Origin of the sequence: Nocardia abscessus NBRC 100374 (assembly GCF_000308455.1) — a bacterium.
GTDB classification, from domain to species: domain Bacteria; phylum Actinomycetota; class Actinomycetes; order Mycobacteriales; family Mycobacteriaceae; genus Nocardia; species Nocardia abscessus.
The window spans coordinates 1-13055 of record NZ_BAFP01000248.1 but is presented as its reverse complement, the minus strand read 5'-3'; the positions used below and the strand labels follow the sequence as shown (position 1 = coordinate 13055).

9 protein-coding genes are annotated in these 13055 nt (G+C 67.3%); 7 read left to right on the top strand and 2 right to left on the bottom strand.

Going from position 1 to position 13055, the window contains the following annotated elements:
* The 5 genes from ON19_RS40895 to ON19_RS31355 form a co-directional block, all read left to right on the top strand.
* The coding region (locus tag ON19_RS40895) for a phosphopantetheine-binding protein (RefSeq protein ID WP_157229914.1) at window positions 1–304 on the top strand (304 nt) is incomplete at its 5' end.
* Entirely contained in the window at window positions 301–5805 is a 5505-nt protein-coding gene (locus ON19_RS31370; RefSeq protein ID WP_043701059.1) for a non-ribosomal peptide synthetase, read from the top strand. The genes ON19_RS40895 and ON19_RS31370, both read left to right, overlap by 4 nt.
* The gene (locus ON19_RS31365; RefSeq protein ID WP_043701056.1) at window positions 5802–6938 is read left to right on the top strand and encodes a saccharopine dehydrogenase NADP-binding domain-containing protein; all 1137 of its coding nucleotides are present in this window, start codon (window positions 5802–5804) and stop codon (window positions 6936–6938) included. Before ON19_RS31370 ends, ON19_RS31365 begins: the two co-directional genes overlap by 4 nt.
* On the top strand, window positions 6935–8074 hold the full coding sequence (locus ON19_RS31360; protein ID WP_043701054.1) for a Gfo/Idh/MocA family oxidoreductase: 1140 nt from the start codon (window positions 6935–6937) through the stop codon (window positions 8072–8074). The genes ON19_RS31365 and ON19_RS31360 overlap by 4 nt, the downstream gene beginning before the upstream one ends.
* Window positions 8071–9378 (top strand): cytochrome P450, encoded by a 1308-nt coding sequence (locus ON19_RS31355; RefSeq protein ID WP_051169474.1) that lies wholly within the window; start codon window positions 8071–8073, stop codon window positions 9376–9378. The genes ON19_RS31360 and ON19_RS31355 overlap by 4 nt, the downstream gene beginning before the upstream one ends.
* Before the next feature lie 52 nt (window positions 9379–9430).
* Here the strand turns inward: ON19_RS31355 and ON19_RS31350 are convergent, their stop codons facing one another.
* Entirely contained in the window at window positions 9431–10144 is a 714-nt protein-coding gene (locus ON19_RS31350) for a class I SAM-dependent methyltransferase (RefSeq protein WP_043701051.1), read from the bottom strand.
* Between the two features lie 225 nt (window positions 10145–10369).
* Here ON19_RS31350 and hsaB point away from each other — a divergent pair, with 225 nt between their 5' ends.
* Entirely contained in the window at window positions 10370–10960 is a 591-nt protein-coding gene (hsaB, locus tag ON19_RS31345) for a 3-hydroxy-9,10-secoandrosta-1,3,5(10)-triene-9,17-dione monooxygenase reductase subunit (RefSeq protein ID WP_043701065.1), read from the top strand.
* Between the two features lie 40 nt (window positions 10961–11000).
* Here hsaB and ON19_RS31340 read toward each other — a convergent pair whose 3' ends face one another.
* The gene (locus ON19_RS31340; protein ID WP_051169473.1) at window positions 11001–11435 is read right to left on the bottom strand and encodes a Fur family transcriptional regulator; all 435 of its coding nucleotides are present in this window, start codon (window positions 11433–11435) and stop codon (window positions 11001–11003) included.
* Window positions 11436–11651: 216 nt separating this feature from the next.
* Between ON19_RS31340 and ON19_RS31335 the strand changes: the two genes are divergently transcribed.
* On the top strand, window positions 11652–13055 hold the full coding sequence (locus ON19_RS31335) for an MFS transporter (RefSeq protein WP_051169472.1): 1404 nt from the start codon (window positions 11652–11654) through the stop codon (window positions 13053–13055).

Here is a 13055-nt window from a genome sequence, read left to right as displayed (position 1 = left end):
GCAAAGAGCCGAATCAGTCTCCACCACAGCCGTTTCCGAGCGGGGAGAGCCGATACGTCCGGGGCTGGAAACTCGGATAGCTCAGGTATGGGAGGAGCTACTCGGCACCGCGCCGGCCGATCGGCAGACGAGTTTCTTCGGTGCGGGTGGCGATTCGTTGTCCGCCACCCGCCTGGTGAGCCGCCTCGACCGTGAACTCGGCATCACCGTCACCCTCCGCGAAATCTTCACCACCCCGACCATCGCCGGACTCATCCGGAACCAACCACAAACCGGTATCGACCTCGAAGAAGGTGCTTTGTGAACGTCCCCGACCTGGTAACCGATCTGCGACAGCGCGGAGTTCACCTGTGGGTCGACGGTGAGCAGTTGCGGTTCCGCGCCCCCCGGGGCGTGTTGACCACCGAACACCGGGAACAGCTGGTGGCGTACAAGCCTGCGGTCCTGGAGTATCTCGCCGAGGACCAGACGGTGATCAACGTGTCCGCCGATTCCGCCGCCGCGCACGAGCCGTTTCCGCTGACCCCGGTGCAGTCGGCCTACCTGATCGGACGCGACCCCACCTATCCCTTCGGGGGCGTGGCCTGCGCCAGTTACCTCGAGATCTCGTACGCCGGTGTGGAGCCCGACAGCGTGGAGCAAGCGTGGAACGTACTCGTGCGCCGCCACGACATGCTCCGGGCCACCGTGCACAGCGACGGCTACCAGCAGGTCGCCGCGACCGTGCCGCGGTACCAGATCCCGGTGACGGACGCTCGCGGCGCGGACTCGGCCGATATCGATGCCGTGCGTGACCGGCAACGAGACGACATGCTGGGCCCTGCCACCGCCACGGACACCTGGCCGTTGTTCGCCCTGCGCATCACCCGCACCGACAGCGCGTGCATTCTGCACCTGTTGGTGGAACTGCTGGTGGTCGATGCCGCGAGCGTGCAACTACTGCTGGCTGAACTCGATGAACTCGTCCACGCGGCCGGGGACGATTCGACGCTACGGCCTGTACCGGAGATCGGCTTCCGCGACTACATCCTGGGTGTGCAACAGCTGCGCAACGGATCGCGGTACCAGCGCGATCGCACATACTGGCAGCAGCGGATCGACACCCTGCCCGCCGCGCCGGAGCTGCCCACCCGGGTGACCGACGACGGCACCGGCGCGAACACCGATCCTGGCTTCGACCGGCTGTACCACTGGCTGCCCGGCTCCGTTCTGGCCGGTTTGGCCCGCAACGCGACGCCGCACGACCTCACGCCGTCCGGCGCCGTACTCGCCGCCTACGCCGAGGTCATCGGGCGCTGGAGCAGGAAGCGGCGATTCACTCTGAATCTGCCGGTGTTCAACCGGCTCCCGGCACACGCGGACATCGGTGCGGTGCTCGGCGATTTCACCTCCGTCAACCTGCTCGGCGTCGACCTCGACGAGAAGGACACCTTCGTCGAACGTGCCCGCGGCATCACCGCCCAGTTGTTCACCGATCTCGATCATCGTTTGTTCGACGGTGTGGAGGTGCTCAGTGAGCTCACCCGCCGCGCGGGCAACCCGGTGCTCATGCCCGTGGTGTTCACCAGCACTCTCGGCACCGAAGACACCGGCGCGCGAGCACACCGTGGCCGGATACTGCGCGGAATAACCCGCACACCGCAGGTGTGGCTCGACTGCCAGGTGACCCCGTACGACGACGGACTGATGATCGCCTGGGACGTGCGCCGCGACGTGCTGGCCGGCGATACGGCTGTCGACGCCTTCGCCGCGTTCGTCGATCTCGTCACCCGGTTGGCCGGTGACCCCGAGGTCTGGACCGAGCAGTATCCGGTCCCGTTGCCGCCCGCGCAGCGCAGCCGCCGAGACGCCTACAACGACACCGCCGTCGCAGTTCGGCCACGGCTGCTGCACCAGCGGATTCTGGATCGGGCCGACACCGATCCGGAAGCACCCGCGGTGTTCCACCGCGACAACGCGCTCAGCTTCGCCGAGTTGCGGCGCCGCGCGGCCGCGTCGGCTGCCGCCCTCCGAGAGACCGGTGTACAGCCCGGCGACCGGGTTGCCGTCCTGATGGAGAAGGGGCCCGAACAAGTCGTGGCCGTGCTGGCGGCATTGATAGCCGGAGCTACCTATGTTCCGGTCGAGGTCACCCAGCCGATGGCCCGCAGGGAGCGGATCATCGACCGCGCCGGTATCGAGGTTGTGCTCACCCAGTCCTGGCTGCGCGACGCGGGCGAGGTTCCCGCGACCGCGCGGCCGGTGGCCGTCGACCTGCTGCCGGGCCTCGACATCGCGTCCGAAATCACCGGCGAGCCGGATGACCCCGCGTATGTCATCTACACCTCCGGTTCCACCGGAGAACCGAAGGGCGTCGTCATCACACACCGGGCGGCGGCGAACACCGTCGACGACATCAATGAGCGTTTCGCGCTCGTGCCCGGCGATCGGGTACTCGGCGTGGCGAGCCTGGCTTTCGATCTCTCGGTGTGGGACATCTTCGGTGTGCTCGCGGCCGGCGGTGCCGTGGTGCTCCCGGAACCGGCCCGGGCGACCGACCCGTCGCATTGGCTGGAACTGGTGCAACGGCATTCGGTCACCCTCTGGAACAGTGTGCCCGGGCAGCTGCAGATGCTGCTGGATGTCCTCGACTCCACGTCCGGGCCCGGCGCCGACTCGCTTCGGCTCGTCCTGCTGTCCGGTGACTGGATCCCGCTTGACCTGCCCGACCGAATGCGCGCGAACCATCCGGACCTGACCGTGGTGGGCCTGGGCGGCGCCACCGAGGCAGCCATCTGGTCGATCCACCACCCAGTGCGCCGTATCGACCCGGAGTGGCGCAGCATCCCCTACGGCACCCCGTTGCGTAACCAGACCATGCATGTGCTGGACGACGCGCTGCAGGATTGCCCCGAGAACGTCACCGGCGAGCTCTACATCGGCGGTACCGGCCTGGCCGAGGGGTATTTGCGAGACGAGCAGCTCACCGCCCAGCGATTCATCCATCATCCGCGCACCGGCGCTCGGCTGTACCGCACCGGCGACCTCGCCCGCTTCCACCCGGATGGCCGGCTCGAATTCCTCGGGCGCGAAGACACCCAGGTCAAGATCCGCGGCCACCGAGTCGAACTGGGTGAAGTCGAGTCGGCGCTGCGCCGCCATCCCGCCGTGGCCGATGCCGCGGTGCTGGTCAACGGGCAGGGCCCAGGCGCGCGGCTGCTCGCCTTCGCCGAGATCGCGACCGACGCAGCTGCCGACCAGGGTCTCGGTGACTCTGCCGCAAGCGTTGTGCTCGCCAGTGCGGAGGCCGCCGCAACCGCGGCGCAGCAGGAGATCGACGGCGAATCGTTCGTCGCGCTGATGCAGGCAGTCGATGAGATGGCCATGTTGTCGATCGCCGCCCAGCTGCGCGCGAATGGCCTGTTCGACGATCGTGAGCGCTCGCACGACCTTACCGAGATCGCCAAGGCCACCGGAGTAACCGAGCGCCAGCACGGCCTGCTGAAACGATGGCTGGCCGCCCTCGCGGATGGGGGAGCGGTGGTGCGCGATCGGGAAACCGACCGCTACAGTGACCTGATCGCTGCTGGTCCGCGCGCAGTGGAGGCGGCGTGGCGGCGCATCGACGAGTTGGAAGACATCGTCGGCTACGGCAGCGAGACCCTGTCCTATATCCGTGCCTGCAGCAGTCGGCTGGACGACCTGTTGCGCGGCGAACTCGACGTGCGGGAGTTGCTGTTCCCCGCAGGAAAGCCCGGAGCGGCGCACGCCGTCTATCGGACCAACCTGGTGGCGCGCAGTTCGCATCGCATCGTGATCGACACCGTGCGCGAGGTCGCCCGGCAGTCGCCGCACCGGTTGCGGATGCTCGAAGTCGGCGCAGGTATCGCGGGTACGAGCACCGATCTGATCCCGGCGCTGGCCGAGTTCGAGCCGGATTACCACTTCACGGATGTGTCGGAGTACTTCCTCGGCGAGGCCCGCAAGAAGTTCGCGGACTATCCGTGGGTGCGCTACGGGCGCTTCGATATCAATATCGACGCCCTCGAGCAGGGGTTGCGACCCAACTCGGTCGATATCATCCTGTGCGCGAATGTGCTGCACAACTCCCGCAATGCCGACGAGGTGCTGGCTCGGCTGCGTGATCTGCTCGCGCCGGGCGGCTGGCTGGTGTTCCTCGAACCCACCCGGCAGCACAATTACGCGCTATTGGTGTCGATGGAGTTCGAGTTCTTCAGTGAGCTCACCGCCTTCACCGATGTTCGAGCGGGCACCGGACAGGCGTTCTTCACCCGCGATCAATGGTTGCGGCAACTCGATGATGCGGGTGCCGATCACGTCCGAGTACTGCCCGCCGAGGACGATCCACTGGCGGCCTCCGGCCAGGGTGTTTTTATCGCCCGTTTCAAGGCCGAGCGGCGCACAGTGACCGAACAGCAGCTCACCGAGCATGTCTCGACGCTGCTGCCCGAACACATGGTGCCCGACGAAATGAACCTGCTCGACGCGCTGCCGCGCTCGGCGAACGGGAAACTGGACCGCGCGACCTTGGCCGCGCGCGCCACCGCGACCCCGGTCGGCGCCGCGGACTCGTCCTATGTTCCGCCCGCCGACGAAATCGAGCAGCGGATCGCGCAACTGTGGAAGGAAATGCTCGGTGTCCCGCGGGTAGGCCGCGACCAGAACTTCTATGCCCTCGGCGGTGATTCGTTGTTGCTGTCGCAGATGGTCGGCCGCCTGCGGGAGCGGGTACCCGAGGTCGCCGATATCGAATGGCAGGAACTGCTACGCGATATGCTGCGTAATCCCACCGTCGCCGCACTCGCCGCCCGCCGGCATCGTGCGGACGCAAGTGCGGCGTCGACGGATCGGCAGACGGCGGTGCGGTCACTGGGTGGTGAGTCCGGACACGACAGCGGCACCTGGGTGCTCGTGCACGGTGGCACCGGCACGCTGACGCCCTACAACGCGTTGCTTCCGCACCTGCGCGCAGCGCACCCCGGGCCGCTGATCGGCCTCGAGGTATCGGACCCGGGACGGTACCTGGATCTACCGGCGGAAACCGTGATCACCAGGCAAGCAGCCGATTACGCTACGGAGCTGGTCGAACACGATCGCCGCTTCCGGATCATCGGATACTCGGTCGGCGGGCTGCTCGCCGCCGAGATCGCGCGCACCCTCACCGAGGCAGGGGCGACGGTGGACGAGCTCACGGTAATCGGCTCCTATCAACCGCCGGCCGTACACGACGAACTGATGGTCGAATACATCTTCGCCCAGGCCATCGGCGTCGACCCGGTCGCGGTCGGATTCCCCGCCGATGCAGAAGCGTTCGAGACCGCACTGCGCTCGATCCTCGAACGCACCCCTGATCAGGTTCCCGCCGCCGCGCTGACAGGGCTGGACGGCGACTCGGCGCCACTCGCGGTGAAATTCCGGGAACTGGCGGCCGTTCCGCGAGCCGATCGCGTCGCCGCCCTGCACGCCGCCGCTACCGGCACCGGCCCGTACCATTCCGGCGGGCTCTCGCTGGACGAATTCCGCGGGCAATTCGAGCTTTTCGCGCACAACCTGCGAGCTATGGGCGCACACCGCGCGGAGCCCTATTTCGGTCCGGTACGGGTGCTGCGCAACAGCGGGTCCGCGACGCTGCTGGGCACGCGCACGGAGGTAGACCGGTTCTGGTCGCGGATCGGGCTCGGTGCCCTCGTCATCGAGGACATTCCCGGCGACCACCTCAGCAGTATGGCCGCATCCCATGCCGCTGCTCTTGCCGACCGGATCACTGCGCCGCTTCCGGACTCCGGCATCGAGACGCGCCCGTGACCGGCCCGGGAAACCGGGTCGCCGTGCTCGGCGCCACGGGCGTGGTCGGGCGCGCGGCGGTGCGGATGCTCACCCGGCTCGGCATCGGCGAGCTACGGGTCGGTGCGCGAAATATGGCCTCCGTAGAACTCGCCGCACTGCCACCCGATGCCCAACGGTGCCGGGTGGATGCCGACGACCCGGACTCGCTGGCGGAATTCTGCGCGGGAACCAGGCTCGTGCTCAACTGCGCGGGACCGTCCTACCTACTGCTGGACCGGGCCGCACGCGCCGCGCTGTCGGCAGGCAGCGACTATGTCGACGTCTCCGGCGACGGGCCCACCTATCGGCTGCTCGAGGGGGCCCCGCAGCTGGCCGCCGGTCGGACCGCAGTGTTGTCCGCCGGTATGCTGCCCGGCCTGGCCAATGTCGTCCCCCGGGTGCTGGCCGACGATCTCACCGGGGCCCGGCTGGTCGTCTACGCGGGCGGTATCGAGCCGTTCGCGTCGGCGTCGGCGGGGGATCTCGCCCTCTCGCTCGACAGCTCCGACAACACCGCCGATGGCCACTGGTACGGCGAAACCCTGGCCGCGTGGTCGGGCGGTCGCCGTCGGCGCAATGCCCTGCCGGTGAGCGAGGACGTCGAGATCGCCGGGTTCCCCGGCCGGGTGACCACGATGCCGTTCCTCACCGCCGACGCCGAACGGCTGGCCCGTTCGGCCGGACTCGATGATCTGCACTGGTACAACGTCTTCGTAGGCAATGCGCTACGGCTGACGCTCACCCGGCTACGGGGTCGCGTGCCCGGCGACGCCGCAGCATTGACGCCGATCGTGGAGGAGATCCGCGCGGCGGCCGAACTCGATCTCGCCGGACTGGACCCGTTCTACCTGATGGCGTTCACGGTATCCCGCCCGGGTCGCACCGATACCGCCGTGCTGCGCACCCCGAGCAGCTTCGAACTCACCGCCGCCACCGCCGCATGCGCGGTAGATGCCGTGCTGTCCGGAACCGTACCCCCGGGCCTGCACTACGCCGACGATGTCCTCGACCCTCGCGGTCTGCTCGAGGGAGTGGCCGGCCTCGGGGCACTTCCCGTGTGGCAGACCCACCGTCATGCCCATGACGAGCCGATGGAGATAGGTAGCCTGTGAACGATTCGCCCCCGTTACCCGCGGTACCGAAAGTCGTGGTGTGCGGCACATCGTTCGGCCGGGTGTACCTGCGAGCGGTGCACGAAGACCCGACCGTCGAGCTCGCGGGCGTCGTCTCGCGCGGCAGCGCCGCCTCGCTCGGGTACGCGAAATCCTATGGGGTACCGCATTACGTCGGCGTCGAGCAGCTGCCCAGCGATGTCGACATCGCCTGTGTCGCCGTGCGCGCCGGCGCCGCGGGCGGTGACGGCGCGAAGCTGGCGCAGAGCCTGCTGACCCGCGGCATTCATGTGCTGCAGGAACATCTGTTGCACCCCGATGAACTCACCGACTGTCTACGGACCGCCCGCGAACACGGGGTCTGCTACCGGCTCAACTCGTTCTATCCGCACCTGCGGCCGGTACAGCTGTTCTTGCATGCGGCCCAGGTCCTTCGGGAGCGGCAGCAACCGTTGCATGTGGACGCCGCGGCCGGTAGCCAAGTGGTCTATTCGCTGCTCGACATCATCGGCCGAGCTGTCGGCCGGCTTCGGCCCTGGGCGATCGGCGACCCTGCGCCCATACCGCCGGAGCTGGCCGCACTGGCCGATCCGCCGATGCCCTACACCCACCTGACGGCAGTGATCGGGGGTGTTCCGGTGTCATTGCGGGTGCAGAACCAGATCCATCCCGCCGACCCGGACAATCACGCGCTCCTACTGCACCGGCTGGCGATTGCCTTCGAGAGCGGGGTGCTGACCCTGGCCGACACCCATGGTCCGGTGCTGTGGAGTCCGCGGCTGCACACCGACCGCGACGACACCGGGCGTTTACTCATGGCCGGGCCAGGCACCGAACGGCTGGCGGTGCCGAGCACCGAGCCGCTGGATTCGGCGGCCGCCCCGACGTTCCGCACCGTCTTCGACGAGCTCTGGCCGCAGAGCGTCCGTGTCGCACTGGCACAGTTGCGGGCCGATACCGCCGACCCGCGCCGATCCATCGGCGCCGCGCAGTGGGCGTTGACCGTCACCGCCATCTGGCAACGACTCACGACCATTCTCGGTCAACCCGAGCTGATTCGGCCACCGTCGCCCGCGCCGGTGCCACTGCCGGAGTTGCTCGCCGCCCAGCCCACCCGGGCCGGTGACCTCCCGTGACTGCACCGGATCCGCCCCACGAATTATCGGACCTGCAGGCATTCTCGTCCGATCCGAATGCCGCGATGCAGCGGCTGTACCGGGAGAACGGAGCGATTTCCCAGCTCGGCACGGGCCCGATGCGCTTCTGGCTCACGCTCGGTACCGAGGCATGCGAGTACATCCTCGCGAACAGTCACCTGTTCAGCTGGGAACAAGCTTTCGCTGCGCTGGCCCCGCTGACCGGGTCCGCCGCTCTGCTGGTGAATGACGGTGAACGTCATCGCCACCTGCGCCGGCTGGTCACACCGGCCTTTACCGCCCGCCGGGTCACCGATCACCTCGAGACGGTCACCCGCCACATCGAGACTGCCATGGCGGGGTGGGCCCCGGGTGACGTCGTCGACGTATACGTCCCACTGCGCCGGGCGCTGCGCCTGGCCACGCTGGAGAGCTTGTTCGGCGTTGCCGCCATGGAACGTTCCGAAGGTTTGGACGACTGGCTGCACGACATCCACCGCGCTATCGACACCGATGTGCTCGGCGGCACCATCGAACGCGGCTCGGGCTCACCCGTCTGGCGCCGGGCACTGCTCGCGCGCTCCTCGGTACACCGCTGGGTCGTCGCGGAGATCGAGCGGCGCGGCGAGCAGACCGAGCCGGGTAACGATGTACTCGGCGTGCTGCTCCGCGGCGTCGACGGGACCCGGCTGACCGACGACGAGATCACCGATCAACTGGTCAGCCTGCTCGAGGCGGGAGCCGAAACGACTGCGGCGCAACTGTCCTGGATGCTCTACTGCACGCTGCGGGATCGCGTGCTATGGACGGACATCAAAGCTGCGATCGCCGCGCAGCCGACGGCCGGCGAGCCGGTGTCGGCCGCTGACCCGATCGGCCTCGACCATCTCGTGTCCGAAACCATGCGGCTGTACCCCGCGACGGCCATCATCTCGCGCAAGGTCGCCACCGAGTTCACCCTGGCCGGGCAGCGGTTCCGCCCCGGAGATCTGTTGATCTTCAGCCCATTCCACACCCACCGGCTGCCCTCGATATGGCCGGAGCCGGAGCGATTCGACCCCCGCAGATGGGACCCGAGTTCCGGGCATTATCACCGTGCGGCGCCGTACGAGTTTCTGCCGTTCGGGGTCGGTCCGCACCGCTGCATCGGCGCCAACTTCGCCATAATGGCGGTTAAAGCGGCCTTCGTCGCCATTGCTCGACGCATCGACGGTGAACTACTGACGACGGATGTGCGTCCCGAGGGGCTGATCGGAATGCATCCGAGTGGTGGAATCACCGTACGCATCGACGAAAACGCGTGAAAACACCGGTGGATGTGCCCGCGGTATGGACCGCGGGCACATCCACCGGTGCTCAGCTGCGTGGTGCTCGCAGAACACCGGCCTGTGCGGTGATCTGTTCGCCGACCAGCCCGGTTTCCTCGGCCAGATCATCGATGCCGAAGGTATGCCACTCGCTGACATTCTGCACCACCCTGGTGGGAGCCGCATCGCCACTGATCCGCCACGTCGAGGTCATCCGAATCAGATCGCCGCCGATCGGCTCGGCCTCGAGCGAGCCCTCGTAGACCAGGTCGCCGATCTGTTCGCGTGCCAGCTCCATCTTGGGCAGCGCCGTGGGGCGGTTGACCGGCAGGAGTTCCACCAGCACCGGCGCACCCGGTGCCAGCCGGGGCAGGATTCGATCCCACAGTGCCCGTCGGTCTTCCAGTGCGATATGACCGAGCACGCCGAAAAGTACCAGCGCCGAGATCGAGTCGGGCAGTACGACCGATTCCGCCGATTCCGGCACGATGGTGACCCGGCGCCGGAGGTCCTCGTCGGCGATCACATCGTGGATCAAGACCGCACGCATGGCCGGCGCGGGCTCGCAGGCAAGGATTTTCGCCGACGGAAGGACTTCGGCGATGATACGGCAGGTACGCCCGGTGCCCGCCCCGATGTCGACCACCGGGCCCGCGCTCGGATCGACGTCGGCCAATATCTTCCGCAGGGCGGCTTCACCCTCCGCGTGGGCGCGGGGAACAAGGTCGTAGAACTCGGCGACCGGCGAGTAGAAGTCGTCCATGCACATCTCCTGTTTCGTGACATTACCGTCGTGCGGCCGTGCTTATTGAAAAAGGTTATCATTATGCTCGGGGGTTCGGTATCGGTGGAAGGGTCTGCTATGTCGTCGTTCCGGGGTGTCCGTGCCTTGCCCTCCGCAGATAGCGGCGGTCCCGATCGTTTGCCGACCGCCGTTGCCGACGTTCCGGCGTTCGGTGGCCATCGCGTGGGTCACGATCAGAAAGCGGTGTCCGAGGGGGCCCACGCGTGCGCGTCCGACGGTCTGCCCGAGATCGACCCGCGAGGGTTCCGGAATGCGCTGGGGCAGTTCTGCACCGGCGTCACTGTGATCACCGGTAGCGGGCACGGTGGCCCGGTGGGATTTGCCTGCCAGTCATTTGCCGCGCTGTCCCTGGAACCGCCGCTGGTGCTGTTCTGTCCAGCCAAGGGTTCGCGCACGTGGGCTGGGATCGAACGGGCGGGGAAGTTCTGCGTGAACGTACTCGCCGAGGGACAGCAGCAGGTGAGCGCCCGCTTCGGGTCCCGCGAGGACGACAAGTTCTCCGGAACAGACTGGTACACCTCGGAACTGGAGCTGCCTGTGCTCACCAGCGCGCTCGCGGCCATTCAATGTTCGGTGGCGAGCGTCGTCGACGGCGGCGATCATTTCATCGTCGTCGGCCGGGTGCTGGCGCTGTCTGAACCCGCCGACTCCGGTCGGCCGCTGTTGTTCTACCGCGGCCGGTACGCCACCATCGCACCCACCGAAACGCTGCCCGCGCCGTGGCATGCCGACCTGGAGCACTTCCTGACCACGACATTCGACTCGTGGCTGTGACTTCGTCGCGCACGATGCAGGCGGGTTCGGCGCTCGACTGTCAGCACTCGCGTTCGTGCCGCGAGGCAAGGCACCGAGTGCACACGCCGTTGAGCTCGAGAGTGTGCCTGATGTCGGTGAACCCGGTGATCTGGGGCAGCTCGTCGATCCATTCTTCGACGACATCGGCGTCCAGAACGGCGCTCCCGCCGCACTCCCGGCAGATCAGGTGGTGTCGGTGGCGCGGCGACCGGCGAAGCTGATACCGCCGCTCGCCGGTCTCCTGGCGCACGACGTCCAGCCGCTGTGCCCGTTCGAGTTCGCCCAGTGTGCGGTAGACGGTGGAAATGCCGACGCGATGCCCCTCTCGGCGCAGTTGGGCGTGCAACTCCTGCACTGTGGTGAATCCCCTCTGTGCGTCGAGCGTGGACACGATCAACTCACGCTGTCGCGTCCAGCGGAGCATTCCAGGGGGTGTCACATACTCCCCGACCATGGTCCCAGTTGAGCATGGCTGAAAATGATTTTCAATAGTAAGCTGCCACCGGCCGAAGGTGTACTACCGGCACCTTCGGTGGATACAGCTGCTTCCGGGCGTGCGGCCGCCGAGGTCGGCACATCGGCCCGTACCGTGAATCAGGTTACGGCTCAACGGAAGACGGTGGGACGTAGATATTTTGCGGCAGATTTCGAATTTCGGCTGGAGAGGTAGATGACTCAGCTCAACAGACCGACCGCGGTGCTGGCCACGGTCGTGATCGTCCAGTTCATGGTTTCGCTCGATTTGTCCGTGGTGAACGTCGCGCTGCCGGCGATCCAATCCGAGTTCGGGATGTCGGCAACCGCACTACAGTGGGTGGTGAACGCCTATATCGTGGTGTTCGGCGGTTTCCTGCTGCTCGGCGGACGGCTGGGCGATGTGATAGGCCGCCGCAACACGATGCTCATCGGTCTCGGGGTGTTCGGGGCCGCCAGCCTGCTGGGCGGGCTCGCTCAGGATCCGACGCTGCTCATCGTCGCGCGGGCGCTGCAAGGATTGGGTGCCGCGGCGCTGTCGCCACTGTCTCTGGCACTGATTTCCGTGTCCTTCGAGGAGGGCCGTGCGCGAACCAAGGCGATGGGGCTGTGGGGTGCGTCGACCATGCTCGGTGGCACGCTCGGTGTCGTGGCCAGCGGCGTGCTCACCGACTTCGCGGATTGGCGGTGGGTTTTCCTCATCAATATTCCGATTGTCGCCGCTGCCGTGGTCACCGCGGTGACCGGAATCGGTGGAGCCAGAGGGGATGAGCGCCCTCGGCTCGATGCCCTCGGAGCGCTGCTGGTCACCGCGGGAATGATCCTGCTGATCCTCGGGGTGGTGCGGACGGACGAGCAGGGATGGACTTCCGGTGCCACGGTGGGCACTTTCGCCGTAGCCGCGATCCTCCTGGCCTGGTTCGTGGTGGTGGAAACCCGCGTGACCGAGCCGCTGATGCGACTGGGTTTGTTCTCCCACGGAAGTGTGCTGGGCGCCAACGTCTTCGGCTTCATGATTACCGCGGGACAGCTGGCCGCGTTCTATTTCCTCTCGTTGCACATGCAGAACGTGCTGGATTACTCGCCCGCGGTAGCCGGCATCGCGTTCGTTCCGTTCGCCCTCGGAGCGATGGTCGGCATGTTTACGGTCGGGCCGATCGTACGTCGTTTCGGCGAGCGCGCCGCCTTGGTGACCGGTGGGTTGCTCGGCGCGCTCGGCATCGCATGGTTCGGCTTGGCCGGGCCCGGCGGTTCGTTCGCTGCCGACCTGCTCGGCCCCTCCATGGTGGCGAGTATCGGGATCGGGGCCAGCTTCGTCGTGATGGGTGCGGTGGCGATGCAGGGAGTTCCGGCCGCGGAGGCGGGGATGGCATCCGGCTTGCTGAACAGCTCCCGGCAACTCGGTGGTGCGATCGGTCTGGCCGCGCTGACGACGGTCGCCGCCGCCGTGACCGGGGACGACAGGTCGCCGCAGGCGCTCAGCGACGGCTATTCCATGGCGCTGCTGCTGGGCGCCGCCCTCATCGCGGTCGGCGCCGTGGTGGCGGGAGTGCTGATCCCGCGGCCGGTAAAGGAACAGTCGGCGCCGGTCGGTGCCTAA

Excerpts from the sequence above, each read along its gene's own strand:
- ON19_RS31350 (WP_043701051.1), bottom strand. The coding sequence starts at position 10,144 with ATGGACGACTTCTACTCGCCGGTCGCCGAGTTCTACGACCTTGTTCCC.
- ON19_RS31340 (WP_051169473.1), bottom strand. The coding sequence starts at position 11,435 with ATGGTCGGGGAGTATGTGACACCCCCTGGAATGCTCCGCTGGACGCGA.
- ON19_RS31335 (WP_051169472.1), top strand. The coding sequence starts at position 11,652 with ATGACTCAGCTCAACAGACCGACCGCGGTGCTGGCCACGGTCGTGATC.